The 20,772-nt window shown below is 75.1% G+C and carries 17 protein-coding genes; 3 read left to right on the forward strand and 14 right to left on the reverse strand.

Going from position 1 to position 20,772, the window contains the following annotated elements:
• Window positions 1–276 precede the first annotated feature (276 nt).
• Window positions 277–1,596 (forward strand): ammonium transporter, encoded by a 1,320-nt coding sequence (locus WHI96_RS03565; protein WP_425571629.1) that lies wholly within the window; start codon window positions 277–279, stop codon window positions 1,594–1,596.
• On the forward strand, window positions 1,593–1,931 hold the full coding sequence (locus WHI96_RS03570; protein ID WP_345647007.1) for a P-II family nitrogen regulator: 339 nt from the start codon (window positions 1,593–1,595) through the stop codon (window positions 1,929–1,931). Before WHI96_RS03565 ends, WHI96_RS03570 begins: the two co-directional genes overlap by 4 nt.
• Window positions 1,932–1,935: 4 nt before the next feature.
• Here WHI96_RS03570 and WHI96_RS03575 read toward each other — a convergent pair whose 3' ends face one another.
• The 9 genes from WHI96_RS03575 to tkt all read right to left on the reverse strand — a co-directional run bounded on the left by WHI96_RS03575 (window position 1,936) and on the right by tkt (window position 13,341).
• A complete protein-coding gene (locus tag WHI96_RS03575; RefSeq protein WP_345647010.1) occupies window positions 1,936–3,165 on the reverse strand; it encodes a patatin-like phospholipase family protein in 1,230 nt (409 codons plus the stop codon).
• A gap of 9 nt (window positions 3,166–3,174) precedes the next feature.
• Window positions 3,175–3,648: a VOC family protein gene (locus WHI96_RS03580; protein WP_345647013.1), complete on the reverse strand. Its 474-nt coding sequence runs from the start codon at window positions 3,646–3,648 to the stop codon at window positions 3,175–3,177.
• Between the two features lie 111 nt (window positions 3,649–3,759).
• Window positions 3,760–4,941 (reverse strand): formate-dependent phosphoribosylglycinamide formyltransferase, encoded by a 1,182-nt coding sequence (purT, locus tag WHI96_RS03585; RefSeq protein ID WP_345647016.1) that lies wholly within the window; start codon window positions 4,939–4,941, stop codon window positions 3,760–3,762.
• Between the two features lie 75 nt (window positions 4,942–5,016).
• On the reverse strand, window positions 5,017–5,808 hold the full coding sequence (gene pgl, locus WHI96_RS03590; RefSeq protein WP_345647019.1) for a 6-phosphogluconolactonase: 792 nt from the start codon (window positions 5,806–5,808) through the stop codon (window positions 5,017–5,019).
• On the reverse strand, window positions 5,805–6,755 hold the full coding sequence (gene opcA / locus WHI96_RS03595; protein WP_345647021.1) for a glucose-6-phosphate dehydrogenase assembly protein OpcA: 951 nt from the start codon (window positions 6,753–6,755) through the stop codon (window positions 5,805–5,807). Before opcA ends, pgl begins: the two co-directional genes overlap by 4 nt.
• Before the next feature lie 40 nt (window positions 6,756–6,795).
• Entirely contained in the window at window positions 6,796–8,340 is a 1,545-nt protein-coding gene (gene zwf / locus WHI96_RS03600; protein ID WP_345647024.1) for a glucose-6-phosphate dehydrogenase, read from the reverse strand.
• A gap of 44 nt (window positions 8,341–8,384) precedes the next feature.
• A complete protein-coding gene (locus WHI96_RS03605) occupies window positions 8,385–10,073 on the reverse strand; it encodes a hypothetical protein (protein WP_345647027.1) in 1,689 nt (562 codons plus the stop codon).
• Window positions 10,074–11,183 carry a transaldolase gene (gene tal, locus WHI96_RS03610; RefSeq protein ID WP_345647030.1) on the reverse strand — a complete coding sequence of 370 codons (1,110 nt, stop codon included), beginning with the start codon at window positions 11,181–11,183 and terminating at the stop codon, window positions 10,074–10,076.
• 31 nt (window positions 11,184–11,214) lie between these two features.
• Window positions 11,215–13,341 (reverse strand): transketolase, encoded by a 2,127-nt coding sequence (tkt, locus tag WHI96_RS03615; RefSeq protein WP_345647033.1) that lies wholly within the window; start codon window positions 13,339–13,341, stop codon window positions 11,215–11,217.
• A 512-nt stretch (window positions 13,342–13,853) separates the two neighbouring features.
• Between tkt and WHI96_RS03620 the strand changes: the two genes are divergently transcribed.
• Complete coding sequence (locus tag WHI96_RS03620; protein WP_345647287.1) at window positions 13,854–14,774, forward strand: heme o synthase; 921 nt, start codon at window positions 13,854–13,856, stop codon at window positions 14,772–14,774.
• A gap of 30 nt (window positions 14,775–14,804) precedes the next feature.
• Here the strand turns inward: WHI96_RS03620 and WHI96_RS03625 are convergent, their stop codons facing one another.
• From WHI96_RS03625 to WHI96_RS03645, 5 genes are read right to left on the reverse strand one after another with little or no spacing between them, the layout of a single operon-like run.
• Window positions 14,805–16,829, reverse strand: coding sequence for a S9 family peptidase (locus WHI96_RS03625; protein WP_345647036.1), 2,025 nt, complete (start codon window positions 16,827–16,829; stop codon window positions 14,805–14,807).
• 52 nt (window positions 16,830–16,881) lie between these two features.
• The gene (locus WHI96_RS03630) at window positions 16,882–17,853 is read right to left on the reverse strand and encodes a quinone oxidoreductase family protein (protein ID WP_345647039.1); all 972 of its coding nucleotides are present in this window, start codon (window positions 17,851–17,853) and stop codon (window positions 16,882–16,884) included.
• 45 nt (window positions 17,854–17,898) lie between these two features.
• Window positions 17,899–18,747 (reverse strand): ABC transporter permease, encoded by an 849-nt coding sequence (locus WHI96_RS03635; protein WP_345647042.1) that lies wholly within the window; start codon window positions 18,745–18,747, stop codon window positions 17,899–17,901.
• Window positions 18,744–19,712, reverse strand: coding sequence for an ABC transporter ATP-binding protein (locus WHI96_RS03640; protein ID WP_425571624.1), 969 nt, complete (start codon window positions 19,710–19,712; stop codon window positions 18,744–18,746). Before WHI96_RS03640 ends, WHI96_RS03635 begins: the two co-directional genes overlap by 4 nt.
• Entirely contained in the window at window positions 19,709–20,767 is a 1,059-nt protein-coding gene (locus WHI96_RS03645; RefSeq protein WP_345647046.1) for a LolA family protein, read from the reverse strand. The genes WHI96_RS03640 and WHI96_RS03645 overlap by 4 nt, the downstream gene beginning before the upstream one ends.
• Between the last annotated feature and the right edge of the window lie 5 nt (window positions 20,768–20,772).

Here is a 20,772-nt window from a genome sequence, read left to right on the forward strand (position 1 = left end):
GCAGGGGAGACCCGGGCCGTCGCCGGAACTCATCGGTGCGCCCCGGTCCGGGTTCGGACCGTCGGTCCCGGCTGCGTCGTTTGTCGCGTCGGGGGCGTCTGCGCGGGGCCGTGCCGGATGCCCGGACCCGACACCCACCGGAAACCACACCCGGTTGCTCCACGAAACACCGCGGGCGAACCATCCCTGCCGGGGTCGGGGAACTGCGACGACGGAGGACGCGTGGGCGTGAATGCGGGAGACACCGCGTGGGTGCTGGTCAGCGCCGCGCTGGTGATGTTGATGACGCCGGGACTGGCGTTCTTCTACGGCGGGATGACCCGCAGCAAGTCCGTGCTCAACATGCTGATGATGAGCACCATCTGCCTGGCCGTGGTCAGCGTCCTGTGGGCGCTGTACGGCTACAGCTGGGCCTTCGGCGACGACGTGGGCGGTGGCCTGCTCGGCGGCGGGGAGTTCGCCGGGCTGGCGAACACCGTCGGCGCGATGGTCGGTGTCGGCAGCGACGCGGCCCCGTGGCCGGGCACCGACGCCCTGCCCGCGCCGGCGTTCGTGATGTTCCAGCTCATGTTCGCGGTCATCACCCCGGCGCTGATCTCCGGCGCCGTCGCGGACCGCACGAAGTTCTGGGGCTGGACCGCGTTCGTCGTGCTGTGGGTGAGCATCGTGTACTTCCCGGTCGCGCACTGGGTGTTCGCCTTCGACGGCTTCACCGGCCCGGACAACGTCGGCGGCTGGATCGCCAACACCCTCAAGGCCGAGGACTTCGCCGGCGGCACCGCGGTGCACATCAACGCCGGTGCCGCGGCGCTCGCGCTGGCGATCGTGCTCGGCAAGCGGCGCGGCTGGCCGCGCGAACCGATGCGCCCGCACAACCTGCCCTTCGTGCTGCTGGGCATGGCGCTGCTGTGGTTCGGCTGGTTCGGCTTCAACGCCGGTTCCGCGCTCGCCGCCGGTGACCTCGCCGCGACGGCGTTCACCAACACCATGCTCGCCACCGCCACCGCGCTGATCGGGTGGCTGCTCGTGGAGCAGTTCCGCGACGGCCACCCCACCACCCTCGGCGCGGCCTCCGGTGCCGTCGCCGGGCTGGTCGCGATCACCCCGGCCTGCGGGTTCGTGCAGCCGGTCGGGGCGCTGGCCGTCGGGCTCATCGTCGGCGTGGTGTGCGCGCTGGCCGTCGGGCTGAAGTTCCGCTTCGGCCTCGACGACTCCCTCGACGTCGTCGGCGTCCACCTCGTCGGCGGCATCGTGGGCACCCTGCTCATCGGCTTCTTCGGCGACAACAGCGTCAACTCCGCCGCCGTCGGCGACAACGGACTGTTCTACGGCGGCGGTCTGGTCCAGCTGGGTCGCCAGGCCCTCGCCGCGGGCGCGGTGCTGCTGTACTCCTTCGTCGTCGCACTGGTCCTCGGCTACCTGATCAAGGTGACCATCGGGTTCCGCGTCGACGAGGAGAACGAGGCGACCGGCGTCGACGAGACCGAGCACGCCGAGACCGCCTACGACTTCTCGTCGCTGGGCACCCGCGCGCTCGCCGGGGCCTCCCGTCCCGCGACGCCGGCCACCCGCGAGTCCGTGGGGGAGACCCGATGAAGCTCGTCACCGCCGTCGTCAAGCCGTTCGCGCTGGAGGACGTCCGCGGTGCGCTCGAACACCTCGCCGTGCTCGGGCTGACCGTCGGGGAGGTCCGCGGGCACGGCAGGCAGAAGGGGCACACCGAGATCTACCGCGGCGCGGAGTACTCGGTGGACTACGTGCCGAAGGTGCGCATCGAGACCGTCGTCGACGACGAGATCGCCGACAAGGTCGTCGACGCCATCGTCGAGGCGTCCCGCACCGGCAAGATCGGCGACGGGAAGATCTGGGTGCAGCCGGTCGAGACCATCGTGCGGGTCCGCACGGGCGAACGCGGAACCGACGCCGTCTGAGCCGTCAGCGCGTCGCCGGACGGGCCGTCCGGCGGCGCGCCGCCCCGCCCTCGGGGGCGACGGCACCCGCGGCGTGCGCCGCACCCAGCTCCGCCGCCGCGGCGGCGAACACCGGGTCGAAGAACAGGAAGCTGAGCAGCTCCGCGCCGTGGGTGGTGTCGGCATCCGGCACCGCGCCGCCCACCAGCCGTTCCAGCACCGCCAGCGACGGGTTCCGCAGCGCGCGCAGCCCGCCGTACTCGCGGCGGCGCACCGCGTCGGCCAGCTCCGCCAGCTCGGTGGCCCGGTCGCCGGGCGGTCCGGCGAACCAGGTGTCGATCCGGCGGTGCCGCCGGTCCTCGCCGCGGTCGACCAACACGTTGACCGCACGCAGGGTCCGCAGGTCCTCGGTCACCCCGGCGCCCAGCACGATGCGCAGCGCCAGCGCGGCGACCGCGTACACGTCGGGGACCCGGTCGGCCGGGGACAGCGCCGCGGCCGACTCGCCGAACGGGACGTCCGGAGTCGTCGCGACGACACCGACCCGGTCCGCGCCCAGGCGCAGCGCGGGCTTGAGCGGGGTGTTGAGCCGGACACCGCCGTCGAGGTACCAGCCGGGCGCCTCGCCCTCGATCCGGCGCGGCGCGAACAGCACCGGCACCGAGGCCGAGGCCAGCAGGTGGTCCGGGCCCAGCCGGGCGTCGACGTAGCGGATGTCGCGCCCCGGGTCGTACGGCGGCAGCGCCACGTCCGGCCCGCGCTCGACGAACACGGTGGTCCCGCCGGTCCCGGCCGCGGTGCACGCCACCCCGACGGCGTCGACCCGGCCGCGGGCGACGGCGTCGTGCAGCCGGTCCCAGTCGACGACCCGGTCCACCACCGGTCGCAGCCGGTCGGCGTCGAGGAGGCGGGTCACCCGGTCCGGCACCAGCAGCAGCCTGCGCAGCCACGACGGGACCCCGGCGAGGTCCCCCAGGTAGGCCGCCGTCACCTCCACCGCCGACGACGGCAGCGCCACGACCTCGTCGGTGCGCACCGAGGACCAGCGGGCGACGAGCTCGGCGGCCGCGGCGTCCGGGGCGACGTCGGACAGCCCGGCCAGCGCGGCCACGTTCAGCGCCCCCGCACTCGTACCGACCAGCACCGACGGCGCCGACCACCGCCGCGCCATCCGCGGCAGGAGCTCGGTCAGCGTGCCCGCCTCGTAGGCCCCGCGCGCCCCGGCGCCGGCCACGACGAGTCCGGTCCGAGCCACGCGGCCAGGCTACCCGCGGTAGGCCTTCTCCAGGACGACGGCGTCGAGCTTGCCGTGGGTGGCGTACACGGCCCGTGCGACCCGGGACCGGGCGTCGGTGTCCGGCGAGGTCAGCCACTCCCGCACGCCGGGCGGGATCACCTGCCAGGACACCCCGAAGCGGTCCTTGAGCCACCCGCACGGCTGCTCGACACCGCCGTCGACGAGGGCGTCCCAGTAGCGGTCGACCTCCTCGACGGACTCGCAGTGCACCTCCATCGAGATCGCCTCCGACAGGGTGAACACCGGACCGCCGTTCAGCGCGGTGTAGGGCTGGCCGTTGATCCGGAACCCCACGGTCAGGACCCGGCCCTCCTGGTCGGGGACCTCCGGGCCGTAGTGCACGACGGTGTCGATGCCCGAGTCCGGGAAGATGCCGGTGTAGAACCGTGCCGCCTCCTCGGCGACGCCGTCGAACCACAGGCACGGCGTGATCGGCTTCATGGGGGTCTCCTCTCCGTGCCACCCCGGGCGGAGGCGGCGTGTCAGAGAAGACCGGCCGGGCGCGCCGTTCTCATCGCACCGTCGGGGCCGGCACCGTCGGGACCTGCGCCGTCAGGACCGCGGCACCGGCCGGACGTGACCGGCGGCGCGGGTCGCGCGCTCCCGGGCCGTGTCGACGTCGTCGGCGTAGGCGACCGCGACGCCCATCCGGCGCCGCTCGGTCGCGGTCGGCTTGCCGAACAGCCGCAGGTCCGCGCCCTCGACCGCGAGCGCCTCGGCCACGCCTTCGTAGGCCGGGGCGTCCAGCTCCTTGCCGCCGTAGACCACCGCCGACGCACCGGAGGTGCGCAGCGTGGTGTCCACCGGCAGACCCAGCACCGCACGGGCGTGCAGCTCGAACTCCGAGAGCCGCTGGGTCGCCAGGGTGACCAGGCCGGTGTCGTGCGGGCGCGGGCTGACCTCGGAGAACAGCACCTCGTCGCCGCGGACGAACAGCTCCACCCCGAACAGCCCCCACCCGCCGAGCGCCTCGGTGATCCGGGCGGAGACGTCCCGGGCGGCGGCCAGCGCGGCGTCGGACATGGGCTGGGGCTGCCAGGACTCGACGTAGTCGCCGTTCTCCTGGCGGTGCCCGATCGGCTCGCAGAACGCGGTGCCGCCGGCGTGCCGGACGGTGAGCTGGGTGATCTCGTAGTCGAACTCGACGAAGCCCTCGACGATCACCCGCGGGTTCGACACCCGGGCTCCGGTGCGGGCGTACTCCCAGGCCGCCTCGGCGTCGTCGGCGCTCGTGAGCACCGACTGCCCCTTGCCCGACGACGACATCACCGGCTTGAGCACGCACGGCAGCCCGACCGTCGCGACGGCCTCGCGGACCTCGTCGAGGGTGTCGGCGAAGACGTACGGGGAGGTGGGCAGGCCCAGCTCCTCGGCGGCGAGGCGCCGGATGCCCTCACGGTCCATGGTCAGCTTCGCGGCCCGCGCGGTGGGCACCACGGTCGTCCCGGCCGCCTCGATCTGCAGCAGGGCGCCGGTGGCGATGGCCTCGATCTCGGGGATGACGAGGTCGGGCGCCTCCTGCTCGATGAGCGTCGCCAGCGTCACCGGGTCGGTCATGTCGATCGCGTGCCAGCGGTGCGCCACCTGGTGGGCGGGGGCGTGCGGGTAGCGGTCGACGGCGACGACCTCCACGCCCAGGCGTTGGAACGCGATCGCGACCTCCTTGCCCAGCTCACCCGAGCCGAGCAGCAGCACGCGGGTGGGGTCCGGGCCGAGCGGGGTGCCGATACGCATGACGGGGACCCTAACCGCAGGTCCACGCGCGACACCCCGCCCGGGCGCGGCATCTCACATCCGCGGGGCCACCCGTCAGGAGACCCGGGCGACGAACCCGTCGGGCAGGTCCGCGGCGGCCTCGGTGTCGAGCAGCCAGCGGGTCGTGACGGTGCCGCGGGCCCCACCGACCGGCAGCTCGGTCTCCGGCGTGCCGGTCAGCGCGCCCGCGACGGCCGGGGCCTTGCCCGCGCCCGCGGCCACCACCCAGACCTCCCGGGAGCGGCGCGCCGCGGCCAGGGTCAGCGAGATCCGGGTCGGCGGCGGCTTCGGGCAGTCGAACACCGCGACGACCGTCGCCGCCTGCTCGTGCACGGCGGGGGAGTCGGGGAACACCGACAGGGTGTGGCCCTCCTCGCCCATCCCGACCAGGGTGACGTCGAACGCGGGGACGCCGTCGTCGTCGGGACCGGCCAGGTCGTCGAGCAGCCGGGAGTAGTCGGCGGCCGCGGCGAGGGCGTCGTCACGGGTGCCGCCGCCCGCCGGGGCCGCGGGCATCGGGTGCACCCGCGCCGGGTCCAGCGCCACCGCGTCGAGCAGGGCCTCGCGGGCCTGCCGGTCGTTGCGCTCGTCGTCGTCGGCGGGGACGAAGCGCTCGTCGCCCCAGAACAGGTCCACCCGGGCCCAGTCGACGGCGTCGCGCGCCGGGGAGGCGGCGACGTCGCGCAGCAGCTGGATCCCGACCCCGCCGCCGGTGAGCACCAGCCGCGGGACGGTGCCCGCGGCCTGCAGGTCCACCAGCGCGGTGACCAGCCGGGCCGCGGTCGCCGCGGCGAGTGCATCCTTGTCCGGGTGCACCGCGACCTGCACCTGCGTCGCGGCGCTCACGCGCGCACCTTCACCGGGGTACGGCCGCGGGTCACCTTCGCCACCCCGGCGAGGGCCTCGGCGTAGACCTCGTCCGGGTCGAGCCTGCGCAGCTCCTCGGCGAGACAGTCCGACACGTGCCGACGGGCCAGCGCGATCAGCCGTTCCGGCTGGCCGGGCTGGGTCAGCCGGGCGGTCTTGCCGTCCGGGCGGGCCAGCTCGACGTCACCGGACGGGCGCGTCAGCCGGACCAGCGAGAGCCCGTTGTCCCTCTCCGACGGAGAGCGCTTCACCTTCACCCCCAGGCTCGCGGCGAGCCAGCCCGCGATCAGCTCGGTGGACGGCGACACCGCCTCCCCGGCGACGACCGCGGCGCTGATGTTCTCGTACGGCGGCACGTCCAGCGCGGCCGCCAGCTGGGCCCGCCACTGCGTGAGCCGGGTCCAGGTCAGGTCGGTGTCGCCGGGCGCGTAGTCCTTGCGGCGCGCCTCGAACGCCTTCACCGGGTTCTTCGACGACAGCGCGTCGGTGATGCGGCGCTGCGCGAGGCGGCCCACCGCGTCCTCCGACGGCGAGGCGGGCGCCTCGTTCGGCCACCACGCGACGACCGGGGCGTCCGGCAGCAGCAGCGGCATGACCATGCCCGCGCCCGCCTCCTCGGCCGCCAGCGGGCCGTAGCCGCGCAGCACGATGACCTCGCTGGCGCCGGCGTCGCCGCCCACCCGGATCTGGGCGTCGAGCCGCGGCGAGGCCCGCCGCTGCCCGCGGGCCAGGACGATCACCCGGCACGGGTGCTCGCGGCTGGCCGCGTTGGCGGCGTCGACGGCGCGCTCCAGCTCGGGCCCGTCGTCGGTGACGACGACCAGGGTCAGCACCCGGCCCAGCGCGAACACCCCGCCGGACTCGCGGAGCTCGACGAGCTTGCGGTTGACCGCCGAGGTGGTGCTCGACGGGAGATCGATGATCACGATGGGGTCTCCGTCTTCTCCGCGACTGCCGTCCGTGCGCTCACGGCCGCCTCCAGTGGCGCCCGGTGCGGGCCAGCATCTCCTCGGCCGACACCGGGCCCCAGGACCCGGCGGGGTAGGAGTCCGGGCCGCGCGCGGCGCCGGCCCAGTGCTCCAGGACCGGGTCGAGGATCTCCCAGGACCGCTCGACCTCCTCGTTCACCGGGAACAACGACGGCTCGCCGAGCAGCACGTCGAGGATGAGCCGCTCGTAGGCCTCGGGGGAGGCCTCGGTGAAGGCGTTGCCGTAGCCGAAGTCCATCGTGACGTCGCGGACCTCCATCTGGCTGCCCGGCACCTTGGACCCGAAGCGCATGGTGACGCCCTCGTCCGGCTGCACCCGGATGACCAGGGCGTTCTGGCCCAGCTCCTCGGTCATGGTCGCGTCGAAGGGCAGGTGCGGGGCCCGCTTGAACACCACGGCGATCTCGGTGACGCGGCGGCCCAGGCGCTTGCCGGTGCGCAGGTAGAACGGCACCCCGGCCCAGCGGCGGTTCTCGACCTCGCAGGTGATCGCGGCGAAGGTCTCGGTGGTCGAGTCCGGGTCGAAGCCCTCCTCCTGGGCCAGGCCGGGCACCTCCTCCCCGCCCTGCCAGCCGCCCTCGTACTGGCCGCGGGCGGTGGTGGCGTCGAGCGGGTGCGCGAGCCTGACCGCCTTGAGGACCTTGATCTTCTCGGCGCGCAGCTCGTCGGAGGAGAACGACGTGGGCTCCTCCATCGCGGTGAACGCCAGCAGCTGCAGCAGGTGGTTCTGGATGACGTCGCGGGCGGCGCCGATGCCGTCGTAGTAGCCGGCACGACCGCCCAGACCGATGTCCTCGGCCATGGTGATCTGGACGTGGTCGACGTAGTTGGCGTTCCAGATCGGCTCGAACAGCTGGTTGGCGAACCGCAGCGCGAGCACGTTCTGGACGGTCTCCTTGCCGAGGTAGTGGTCGATGCGGAACACCGAGTCCTCGGGGAAGACGTCGTTGACGATCGCGTTCAGCTCGACGGCCGAGGCGAGGTCGTGGCCGAACGGCTTCTCGATGACGACCCGGCGCCACACGTCCGGGTCCTCCTGCGCGGACAGCCCCGAGCGGGCGAGCTGCTTGCAGACCACCGGGAACGCGCCGGGCGGGATCGACAGGTAGAACGCGTGGTTGCCGCCGGTCCCGCGCTTCTCGTCCAGCTCGCGGACGGTGCGCTCCAGCTCGTCGAAGGCGGCGTCGTCGTCGAAGGAGCCCTGGACGAACCGCAGCCCCTCGGCGAGGCGGTCCCACACCTCCTGCCGGAACGGGGTCCGGGCGTGCTCGCGCACGGCCTCGTAGACGACCTGGCCGAAGTCCTCGCTGTCCCAGTCGCGGCGGGCGAACCCGGTGAGGGCGAAGCCCGGCGGCAGCAGCCCCCGGTTGGCGAGGTCGTAGATCGCGGGCATGAGCTTCTTGCGGGACAGGTCCCCGGTCACTCCGAAGATCACCAGTCCGCAGGGGCCGGCGATCCGGGGGAGCCGCTTGTCACGGGGGTCGCGCAGCGGGTTGGTCCGTCCGCCGTTCGCGGTGGGCATCGCCCCTCCTAGTACTGGTGTTCTCGTGATCGGGGCACCGGGGGTCACGGCTCTGTCGAGGGCCCTGTCGACGTCTGTGTCGATGTCACCGCCCTGGCCAGGGTGACCAGCCCGGCGAGCCGGTCGGTCAGGTGCAGCCGGAGCACCGGACGTCCCCGGCGTCGCTGGTCGTCGACTACCGCCCGGGCCTGTGCCGCGTGCAGGCTATCCAGTCCCGGCCCGGGCGGCACGGTGCCCGCGCCGACGGACCCCGGGAGGTCGGCGCCTGGTCCGTCCCCGGTCAGGTGACAGTGCACCGCCACGTCCGGTGCGCCGGTGTCGCCGCTGCGGCACGCCGGGGCCCAGCCGAACGCGACGGGCAGCCCGAGCCGGGCCACCAGCGGCCCGCGCAGCACCGCGACCGAGGCGTCGGACTCCGGGTCCAGCCAGGCCGAGACGACCGCCGGGGCCCCGTCGGCGACGGCGGCCAGCGCGTCGAGCGCACCGGCGACCGTGCGGGTGCCGGGCGGCAGCCAGTCCCCGGCGTGCACGGCGATCCCGCCGTCGACGAACGACGGCTCGGGGTCGGGACCGTCGGCGGGCGCGGGCGGCGCGGGCGCGAACGGGTCGGTGTCGAGGACCCGCCCGGCCAGCGCCGCGGCGGCCTGCCACAGCACCACCGCGGCACCCGGGCCCGCGTCGAGGCGCACCGCGCCGTGGCCCGGTCCGGGCCGCGGACCGGTGCCGTCGGCGTGCACGTCCACGACGCCCGCGGGTGCGGTGGGCTCCTGCGGGCCGGGGCCCGCGCCGACCGGCTCGTCGGGCGGCACCGGCACGACGGTGAGCCCGGCGGCGGTGAGCAGCGGGGCCAGCCAGCCGGTGAGGGCGGGCGAGCGCTCGGCGTCGCGCAGGGCCAGCAGCGAGCCACGGCCCGCGGCCAGCGCGCCGGCCAGCAGCAGCGCCGGGTTGTCCGGGTCGTCGGCGGCCAGCGCGCGCTCGGCGGCCACGGCGTCACCCAGGACGGCGGGCACGTCCGCCCCGGCGAGCCCCGCGGGGACCAGCCCGAGCGGGCCCAGCACGCCGAAGCGGCCCGGCACGTCGGCGTCGAGGGTGACCACGACCGGGCCGGGGTCGCCGGGGACGTCCAGCGGCGAGCCGGGCTCGGTCAGGTGCACGGTGCGCGCGGCGAGGGCGTCGGCACCGACCTCCTCGGCGATCGCGGCGGCGACCACCCGGGTCACGGCCGCGACGACCGGGTCGGTGCCCGCCGCGTCGGCGACGACGAGGACGGTCTCGGCGAGCTCCCCGGACAGCGCCTCCGCGACCTGCACCGGGTCCGCGGAGTCCAGCGCGGTCAGCCGGGTCCCGCCCGGGTCGGTGCCGGCGACGACGCGGGCCGCGGCGACCGCGTCGGGCGTGCCGACGAGCAGCACCCGGTGCGCACCGGCGACGGCGAACCGCTCGCGCAGCGCGGCGACCTGCCCGGCGAGGGGCCGGCTGCGGGCGGCGAGCCCGGTCCAGCCGGTACGGGGCGGGGCCCCCGCGGCGCGGGTCCCCCAGACGCTGGGGTCGGCGTCGGCGAGCCGGGAGGCGACGGTCTCGCCGGCCAGCTCGGCGGCGATCCGCCGGGCCGCTCCGGCGAACGGCTCACCGGCGAGCCGCACCCGCACCGGGGACGGTGCGGGTGCGGACGGGCCGCCGGTGGCGGCGGAGCCGAGGTCGGCCCCGTCGCCACCGGGAGTGGCCTCGTTCAACTACTTCGCGGAGTCGAGCTGGCCGCGGACGGTGTCCTGCAGCTCGGTCCAGGACTTCTCGAACTTCTCGACGCCCTCGTTCTCCAGGGTGAGGAACACGTCGTCGAGGTCGATGCCGAGGTCCTCCAGGTCGGTGAACACCGTCTGGGAGGCGCCCGCGGTGTCGCTGACCTTGTCCCCGTCGACCTCACCGTGGTCGGCGAAGGCCGTCAGGGTCTTCTCCGGCATGGTGTTGACGGTGTTGTCCACGACCAGCTCGGACACGTACAGCGTGTCGGGGTAGTCCGGGTTCTTCACCCCGGTGGAGGCCCACAGCGGGCGCTGGGCGCGCGCACCGTGAGCCGCGAGGGCGTCCCAGCGGGCGCCGGAGAACGCGTCGCGGTAGGCGGCGTAGGCCAGCCGCGAGTTCGCCACCGCCGCCCTGCCGCGCAGGCCGAGCGCGGCGTCGCCACCGATCTCCTCGAGCCTGCCGTCGATCTCGGCGTCCACCCGGGACACGAAGAACGAGCCGACGGAGTGGATGCGGGACAGGTCCTGCCCGTTCTCCCTCGCCTGCTCCAGGCCGGTCAGGTAGGCGTCCATGACGAGCTTGTAGCGCTCGACGGAGAAGATCAGCGTCACGTTCACGCTGATGCCCTCGGCGGTCGCCCGGGTGATGGCCGGCAGGCCCTCCTCGGTCGCCGGGATCTTCACCAGCAGGTTGGGCCGGTCGACGGCCTTCCACAGGTCCTGGGCCTGCGCGACGGTGCCCTCGGTGTCGTGCGCGAGGCGCGGGTCCACCTCCAGGGAGACCCGGCCGTCGACACCGCCGGTGCGCTCCCAGACCCCGGAGAACACGTCGCAGGCGTGCTGCACGTCGGCGACGGTGATCTCGCGGATCGCGGTGTCGATGTCGGCATCGCGGGCGGCCAGCTCACGGACCTGCTCGTCGTAGGCGGCGCCGTCGGCCAACGCACCGGCGAAGATCGTCGGGTTGGTGGTCACCCCGACGACGTGCTTGTCCTCGATCAGCTCGGCGAGGTTCCCGCTGGCCAGGCGCTCCCGGGACAGGTCGTCGAGCCAGATGGACACCCCGGCCGCGGACAGTGCGGCCAGTCGATCGTTGCTCATGGTTCTCTCCTTGCGATCGGGTGCCGTCGGTTCAGGAGGACTTCTCGGTCGCGGCGAGGGTCTCCCGCGCGGCCGTGGCGACGGTGTCGGCGGTGAAGCCGAACTTCTCGAACAGGGTGGCCTGGTCGGCGCTGGCACCGAAGTGCTCGATCGAGACCGACCGGCCGAGCTCGCCGACGTAGCGGTACCAGGGCATCGCGATGCCGGCCTCGACCGAGACACGGGCCCTGACCGCGGTCGGCAGCACCGACTCGCGGTACTGCTCGTCCTGGGCCTCGAACCACTCGACGCACGGCATCGAGACCACCCGGGTGCCGACGCCCTCGCCCTCGAGCTGCTCGCGGGCGGCCAGCGCCAGGTGCAGCTCGGAGCCGGTGGCGATGATGATCACCTGCGGGACGCCGGACGCGGCCTCGGCGATCACGTAGCCACCGCGGGCGACGCCCTCGGCGGAGGTACCGGCGACGGTCGGGACGTTCTGCCGGGTCAGCGCGAAGCCGATCGGGCCGCCGTCGGGCCGCTCCAGGGCGGCCTTCCAGGCGTGGGCGGTCTCGTTGGCGTCACCGGGGCGCACCATCGACAGGCCGGGGATGGCCCGCAGCGCGGCGAGGTGCTCGATCGGCTGGTGGGTGGGGCCGTCCTCGCCCAGGCCGATCGAGTCGTGCGTCCACACGTAGATCGGGTTCGTCCTCATCAGCGCGGCCAGCCGCACGGCCGGGCGCATGTAGTCGGAGAAGACCAGGAAGGTACCGCCGTAGACCCGGGTCGGGCCGTGCAGCGAGATGCCGTTGAGCACCGCGCCCATGGCGTGCTCGCGGACACCGAAGTGCAGCGTGCGGCCGTAGGGGGAGGTGGTCCACATGCTCGTCGACGCCGACTTGGGCCCGAACGAGTCGACGCCCTTCATCGTGGTGTTGTTCGACTCGGCCAGGTCGGCCGAGCCGCCCCACAGCTCGGGCAGCACCTCGGCCAGCGCACCGAGCACGGCGCCGGAGGCCTTGCGGGTCGCCATGCCCTTCTCGTCGATGTCCCAGTGCGGGAGGGACGCCTCCCAGCCGTCGGGCAGCCGGCCGGCCTGCAGCCGCTCCAGGAGCTCCTTGCGCGCGGGCTCACGCTGCTCCCACTCGTCGAAGGTGCCCTGCCAGGAGTCGTGCCGGGCGCGGGAACGCTCACCGATGGCGCGGGTGTGGGCCAGCACCTCGGCGTCGACGTCGAACTCCTTGTCCGGGTCGAAGCCCAGGACCCGCTTGACCTCGCGCACCTCGTCGTCGCCCAGCGCGGAGCCGTGCGAGGCCCCGGTGTTCATCTTGTTCGGTGACGGGTAGCCGATCACCGTCCGCAGGATGATGATCGACGGGCGCTCGGTCTCGGCCCTGGCGGCCTCCAGCGCGGCGAGGATGCCGGTGACGTTCTCGCCGCCCTCGACGACCTGGACGTGCCAGTTGTAGGCCTCGTAGCGCTTGGCCGTGTCCTCGTTGAGGGCGATGTTGGTGTCGTCCTCGATGGAGATCTCGTTCGCGTCGTAGATCACCGTGAGGTTGCCCAGCTCCTGGCGACCGGCCAGCGACGACGCCTCGGAGGTGACGCCCTCCTCGATGTCGCCGTCGGAGGCGATCACGTAGATCTGGTGGTCGAACGGCGAGGAACCCTCGGGGGCGTCCGGGTCGAACAGGCCGCGCTCGCGGCGGGCCGCGATCGCCATGCCGACCGCCGAGGACAGACCCTGGCCCAGGGGCCCGGTGGTCATCTCGACGCCGCGGGTGTGGCCCCACTCCGGGTGGCCCGGGGTCAGCGAGCCCCACGTCCGCAGCTGCTCCAGGTCCTCGCGCTCCAGGCCGTAGCCAGCGAGGTAGAGCTGGATGTAAAGGGTGAGGCTGGAGTGCCCGGCCGAGAGCACGAACCGGTCACGGCCCATCCAGTCCGGGTCGGCCGGGTCGTGGCGCATGACGCGCTGGAACAGCGTGTAGGCCAGCGGGGCGAGGCTCATCGCGGTGCCGGGGTGTCCGCTGCCGCACTTCTGGACCGCGTCCGCGGCCAGAACTCGGACGGTGTCCACGGCCTTGCGGTCGAGGTCGGTCCAGTCGTCGGGGACGTGCGCGCGGGTGAGCGCGGCGACGGCGCTGTCCCCGGCGTGGGGGGACGTAGCGGTCTCGGACAAGGCGATGGCTCCTGTACTCGCGTCGACGAAGGTCGGTCTGCCGGTCGTGGATCCGGATGCCCGCCCGGTGGTCGCGGCCACTCCGGTGGCGGCGACGTCGGCGGGTGTCGTGGTGCGACCCGGATCACCTGGCGGCGCCGTCGCCGCCCCGACGCGGGACACCCTACTGCTCACGCCCGCGGCCTGCGGCTTTGCGCCTCCCGGCGATCGGCGGCCGGGACCGCCGGGGGCCGTGTACCCGGCGGGCCCGCGACGCATGCCACCGGTTAGCATCGACGCGCTGTAGAACTAGGGTGGTCGTCACCGCGGCGACCACCCCGTGTCCACGGCACCGAGCCGGTGCGGCCCCTCGGGCGGCGCGGCACGGGATCACTACGTCGAACCGAGCGAGGTACGGACAGGTGAGCGCACCCGCGTCAGGGCGGAGCCGGGCCGACGAGGCCGGGGTCCCGGCCGAGCACGTCCCGGCCGGACCGGACGCCGCGCCGGCGGCGACGCCCCCCGCGACGACCGTGGTGGTGCCTGCGGCACCGACCGGGCGTCTCGCCCGCGTCCGCGCCACGGTGGCGGCCTATCTGGGCCTCACCAAGACGCGGATCATCGAGCAGCTGCTCGTGGTCACCGTGCCCGCGATGTTCCTCGCCCAGCGCGGCGTGCCCTCGCTGTGGCTGATCGCGGCCACCCTGGTCGGCGGTGCCACCGCCGCGGCCGCGGCGCACGCGCTGAACTGCGTCGTCGACGCCGACATCGACCAGAAGATGGCGCGCACCGCGCGCCGTCCGCTGGCCAAGGGGCAGGTCCCCACCCGCAACGCGCTGGTGTTCGGCCTGGTCCTGTCCGCGTTGAGCTCGGTGTGGCTGGGGCTGACCACCAACTGGCTGGCCGCCGCGCTGTCGCTGGCCGCGATCGCGTTCTACGTGCTCGTGTACACGATGCTGCTCAAGCGGCGGACCTCGCAGAACATCGTCTGGGGCGGGGCCGCGGGCTGCATGCCGGTGGTGATCGGCTGGGCCGCGGTGACCGGCACCGTCGAGTGGCCCGCGCTGGTCATGTTCGGTGTGATCTTCTTCTGGACGCCGCCGCACTTCTGGGCGCTGGCGATGCGCTACCGCGAGGACTACGCCGCCGCCGGGGTGCCGATGCTCCCGGTCGTCGCGCCCGCGCCCGCGGTGTCGGTGCGGATCGTGGTCTACAGCTGGGTGATGGTGGCGTGGAGCCTGCTCCTGCTGCCGGCGACGTCGTGGGTGTACCTGGCGGTGGCGCTGCTCGGCGGGGCGTACTTCGTGTTCCGGGCGCACCGGCTGCACCACCAGGTGAAGGAGCGCGGCGAGGTCTCCCCGATGCCGCTGTTCCACCTGTCGAACATCTACCTGTGCGTGCTGTTCGCGGCGATCGCCGTCGACGCCGCGCTGGGGCTGCCGGTCCTGTTCTGAACCCGGCACCGGCAGCCCCGGTGGCCGCGCTCAGCGCAACAGGTGCGGGGTCTCCCACTGCGCGTCCAGCACGTGGTGGTCCAGGAACGCCCAGACCGTGCGGTACCAGATCTTCGCGTGGTTCGGCGCGAGGACCCAGTGGTTCTCGTCGGGGAAGTACAGGAACCGGTGCGGGTTGGCCCCCGGGTCGGCCTGCCGGGACACCAGGTCCCACCACAGCCGCAGCCCCTCGCCGATCGGGACCCGGTGGTCGCGGTCGCCGTGGATCACCAGCATCGGGGTGACGATCGCGTCGGCGTGGTGGTGCGGGCTGTTGGCCTGCGCCATCGCCGGGGTCATCTCGGTGAGCCAGTACTCGGCGTGGTCGGTCGTCGGCCCGAACTGGTCGAGCGCCCACAGGCTCGCGTGGGTGACCACGGCGGCGAACCGGTCGGTGTGCCCGGCCACCCAGTTGGCCATGTAGCCGCCGAAGGAGCCGCCCATCGCCGCGGTGCGGGTCCCGTCGATCTCCGCCCGGGCGACGGCGGCGTCGGTGGCGGCCATCAGGTCGGTGAACGGCGCGCCGCCCCAGGCACCCCAGCCGCGCTGGACGAAGTCCTGGCCGTAGCCGGTCGACAGCGCCGGGTCGGGCAGCAGCACGGCCCAGCCCCGCGCGGCCATCAGCCACGGGTTCCACCGCCACGACCAGGCGTTCCAGCTGGCCAGCGGGCCGCCGTGGATCCACAGCAGCAGCGGCGCCGGGTGCTCGGCGTCGGCGCCGTCGGGCAGGACCAGCCAGGCGCGGACCCGGGTGCCGTCGACCGCGGTGGTCTCCAGCTCGGTGAGCGTGCCGGGCAGCACGGGCGCCGCGGCCGGGGCGGGCAGGAGCTCGGGGTCGGCGTCGCGGCCGTCGGCGGGGACGCGGACCGGGGCCGGGGGCGCGTCGTAGGCGTGGCGCAGCGCGTAGACCCACCGCCCGTCCGGCGACGGGCACGGGTCGGCGTAGGTGCCGTGGTCGCCGGTGAGCCGGGTGACGGTGTCGTCCTCCGGGGTCGCACCCAGGTCGATCCGGAACAGCGGGCCGCGGCCGTTCTCGTCGGCGGTCACCACCAGCGCCGACCCGTCGCGCGTCCAGCGGGCCGCGGTCGGCCAGCGGTCCCAGCCCGGTGCCACCGGGCGTGGCGCGCCACCGGCGAGCGGCACCAGGACCAGGTCGATCCGCGGCGCCACCTCCGGGGTGGAGACGCGTTCGCGCAGCGCGACGACCCTCCGCCCGTCCGGGCTGATCCGGGGCGCGCCGTACTCGTGGCCGTCGTCGTCGGTCAGGTCGCGGTGCTCCCCGGTCGCGGTGTCGACCACGACCAGGCCGGGCCGCCAGGTTCCGTGGCCGTGCGCGCGGTACCAGCCGGTCACCACCGAGCCGCCGTCGGGGGAGACGTCGAACGCGGTCTCGTCCAGCGCGCGGCCGGGCGCCGGCGTGAGGTCCGTCCACGGGTCCGTGTCCTCCGGACGGGCCAGGAGCAGCCGTTCCTCGGCCGGTCCGAGGTCGTGGTCCCAGTGCCGCACCGGGTAGCCGGTGTGCAGGATCGCGGTGACCTTGCCCTCGGTGCGCGCGGTGCGGCGCTGCTCGTCGTCGTCGGTCGTCACCGCGCCGGGCAGCGTGGGGGAGGACACGACGACCGTCCCCGCGTCGGCGGCGACGGCGACCGCGGAGATCCCGCCGGGCCGCGACCCGGCGGGCTCGGCCTCACCGCCGGCCGCGGGCAGCCGCCACAGCGCGGTCGGCGGCTCGGTCTCCCCGCCGGCGTCGGGGTCCGGGCGGGCCGACCGGAACAGCAGATCGCCGTCGGGGGTGAAGACCGGCCCCGACTCGCCGGCCGCGCCCCGGGTCAGCCGCCGCGCCGGGGCCTCGCCCGCGGGGTCGACCTCCCACAGCGCGGTCCGGTAGCGGGTGCCGTCGGCGTCGAGCTCGGCGACCCCGGTGACCAGGCGCCTGCCGTCGGGGGACAGGGCGAGCCCGCCGAGGCGGGGGAGTGCGACGTAGACGTCGAGGTCGTGGAACGGGGTGTCGGTCACGCCGTCGGTTCTACCGCACCCCGCGCGGCGGACCGACCCCGTTCCGGAGCCCTCAGGGGACGAGCAGCACCTTGCCGGTGGTGCGGCGGCCCTGCAGGTCGTCGTGCGCGGTGCGGGCGTCCGCCAGGTCGTAGCGGTGCCCGATCCGCACGTCGAGGCGGCCCGCGGCGACCTCGCCGTAGACGGCGGCGGCGCGGGTGCGGAGCTCGTCGGTGGTGGCGATGTAGTCGAACAGCTTCGGGCGGGTCAGATACAGCGACCCGGCCGCGTTGAGCCGCTGCGGGTCGAACGGCTCGACCGGGCCGGACGCGGCGCCGTAGAGCACCAGCGTGCCGCGCGGGCGCACCGAGGCGAGGCTCGCGTCGAAGGTGCTGCGCCCGACCGAGTCGAACGCGGCGTGCACGCCCGCGCCGCCGGTGAGGTCGCGGACGGCGGCGGCCAGGTCGTCGACGGCGGTGTAGTCGATCACCTCGTCGGCGCCGGCGCCGCGGGCCAGCTCGGCCTTCTCCGGCGTCGACGTCGTCGCGATCACCCGGGCGCCCTTCGCGACGGCCAGCTGGGTGAGCAGCAGCCCGACGCCACCGGCGGCGGCGTGCAGCAGGATCGTCTCCCCGCCGCGCAGGGCGACACAGTCGTTGACCAGGAAGTGCGCGGTCATGCCCTGCAGCGCCGCACCGACCGCGACGTCGTCGGCGACGCCCTCGGGCACCGGGACGGCCTTCGCCCAGGGCACGGCGACCTGCTCGGCGTAGCTGCCCAGGGTGTTGGCCCAGGCGATCCGGTCCCCGACCGCGACACCGTCGACGTCCGCGCCCAGGGCGGTGACCCGGCCCGCACCCTCCAGCCCGGCGACGTAGGGCGTCTCCATCGGGTAGACGCCCTCGCGCTGGTAGGTGTCGATGAAGTTCACCCCGGCCGCGGCGACCTCCACCAGCACCTCGCCCGGACCCGGGACCGGGGCGTCGGTGTCGACGACCTCCAGCACCTCGGACCCGCCGGGCCTGCTCACCCGTACCGCACGCATGTGTCCTCCTCGTCGCTCGCCGCTGCTGACGGGCCGATCATGCCCTCACGCGTCGCGGCGGAGCATCCGGGAGACGAGCACGACCGCGGCGACGGCGAACCAGCCCGCCGCGAGCCCGGTGCTCGACACGAGCCCGTCGGTCGGGAGCGGGTCGCGCAGCACGTCGACCCCGGCGGCCCAGCCGTCGGTGAGCAGGAACGGGCGGATCGGCTCCAGCGCGGGGATCGCCCCCAGCACCCCGGACAAGATGATCCCGCCGAGCACCGAGGACAGCACGACCAGCGGGTGCTCGGTGAACGACGACACCGCCAGCGCCACCGCGCCGACCGCGGCGAGCTGCCCCAGCGTCCACAGCGCGACCAGGGCGATCCGGCCGGCCGCGGAGGTCAGGTCCAGCACCGAGCCGGACATCGTCAGCAGCGCGCCGCCGTCGCCGACCACGGCGGGGGGCCCGATCAGCGCCCACCCCGCCACCAGCCCGACCACGCAGACCACCGCGACCGCGACCGCGGCCACCACCAGCACCCCGAACGCCTTCATGGCGACCAGCCGCAGCCGCCCCACCGGGGCCAGCAGCAGCCCGCGCAGGGTGCCGTGCTGGGCCTCCCCGGCGATCGCGTCCGCCGCCGCGACGGTGACCACCAGCGGCAGCAGCAGCGCCATCAGCAGGGTCAGCGCCGCGACGGGCAGGGTCAGCCCGTTGCCGACGACCTCGGAGAGCAGGCCGCGGCGCGGCCCCTCGGCCAGGACCAGCCCGACCGCCATCAGGACCGGCACCGCGCCGAGCAGGGCGACCATCACCCAGGTCCGGGGCCTGCGCAGCACCCAGCGCAGCTCGGCGCCCAGCAGCCGCCGCCACGACACCGGCCGGGGCGGGGCGGGCGGGGCGCTCACGCGTCGCCCTCGGTGATCCGGGTGAACAGCTCCTCCAGGCCGGTGCGTCGCCGGGCCAGCCCGTGCACCGCCACCCCGGCCCCGACGAGGCCGGCGAACAGCCGCGGCCCGTCGGCGTCGGCGGCCAGGACGACGGCCGCGCCCTCGGCCCGGGCGTCGGCGCCCGCGGCCCCGAGCTCCCGCAGCGCCGCCGCCGGGTCGGTGGTCGCGATCTCCCAGTCGCCGTCGGCCGCGCCGAGCAGCCGGTCCAGCGGTCCCGCCGCGAGCAGCGTGCCCTGCTTGAGCACGGCCACGTGCGTGCACACCGCCTCGACCTCCGACAGCAGGTGCGACGACAGCAGCACCGTCGCCCCGCCCGCCCGCAGCTCGGCGACGATCGTCCGGATCTCCCGCGTCCCGGCCGGGTCGAGGCCGTTGGTGGGTTCGTCGAGCACGACGAGCCGCCGCGGGACGAGCAGCGCCGCGGCCAGCCCGAGGCGCTGCTTCATCCCGAGGGAGTAGCCGCGGAACCGGCGCCCGGCGGCCGCGTCCAGACCGACCCGCTCCAGGGCCGCCTCCACCGCGGGCCGCACCTCGCCCGGCGCGAGCCGCGGCTCGGTCGCGGCGACCCGGCGCAGGTTCTCCCGCCCGGACAGGAAGGGGTGGAACCCCGGCCCCTCGACCAGCGCGCCGACGTCGGGCAGCGTCGTGGCGAGCCCGCCCGGCACCGGGAGCCCGAGCAGCTCGACGCCGCCCGAGGTCGGCGTGGTCAGCCCGAGCAGCATCCGGATCAGCGTCGTCTTGCCCGACCCGTTGGGGCCGAGCATCCCGAACACCGACCCGGCCGGGACGTCGAGGTCCACGCCGTCGACGGCGGTGACCCGCCCGAACACCTTGCGCAGGTCCCGGACGCGGGCGGCCGGGAGCTGCTCGTCCGCGGCCCCGTCCGCCACGTGGCCGGCGGGGGCGGAGCGGGTGGTCGTCACCGGGCCAGGGCCTCGCCGAGGACGTCCGGGCCGACGGCACCGGCGGCGACGCGGCCGTCGTCGCTCAGGATCGCCGAGCCCGCGTTCGTGGTGATCTCGCGGCCGGCGCCCCACGGTCCGGACACCGGGATGCCGAGCGCGGACAGGTCCGGGCCCCGCTGGTCGCCGGAGCGCTGCGGGACGCGGCCGACGACCACGGTGTCCCAGCCCTCGCCGACGACGGTCGGCGCGGCGGCCCGTGGGGGCGTGCCGCCGGGACCCCCGGGGCCGGGCTGCTCCACCGTCCCGGCGGTGCCGTCGCGGACGGTGGCACCGGGCGGCGGGGTGAAGGTGAACAGGGCCGGGTCCTGCGGGCCGAACGTGACGTCGTCGAAGCCGATCCGCAGCACCGGGTCGGCGCCGGCGCCGAGGACGGTCAGCTCCAGCGGGGTCCGGGTCTGCGCGTCGACGGCGGCGCGGACCTCGCGCAGCACGGTGCGCTCACCGGGCTTCGGCGCCAGGACCAGGGTGTACGCGGGGCGGCCGGCGACCTCGGTGGTGCCGTCGACCCGCAGCACGCTGGTGGCGCTCAGCCGCGCGACGACCGTCCGGGCGACCTCGGCCGGGTCCTTCGCGGCGTCGGCGTCGGGGGCGTGCCCCCGACTCGGGAACCGGGTCGCGGTGCGGTCGGTGGAGTCGTAGGCCCAGGTCGTGGCGCCGTCGCGGACGTAGGTGCGCTCGCCGTCGTCGCTCGGGACGGCGAGGCGGCCGTCGCCCTTCCCGTCGGACCAGACCCGCGCGGTGGAGGTGCCGTCGGTCAGCCCCTCGGCGGGCACGCCCGGCACGGCGGGTAGCCCGAGCCGGTTGTCGACGGCGACGGTGCCGGCCAGCGCGACCGGCTCCGCCGCGACGACCGACGCGACGAGCTGCTCCGGGGTGACGGGCGGCAGCTCGGGGGCGGCGGAGGCCCGCGTGGTGAGCAGGCCCACCGACAGCGACACGATGAGGGCGACGGCGAGGGCGGCCGCGAGGACCACGGCGATCCCGCCGCGTCGCAACCGGGATGCGGAGGTCATGGCTC

Origin of the sequence: Pseudonocardia tropica, assembly GCF_040105315.1 — a bacterium.
Taxonomy (GTDB): Bacteria; Actinomycetota; Actinomycetes; order Mycobacteriales; family Pseudonocardiaceae; genus Pseudonocardia; species Pseudonocardia alni.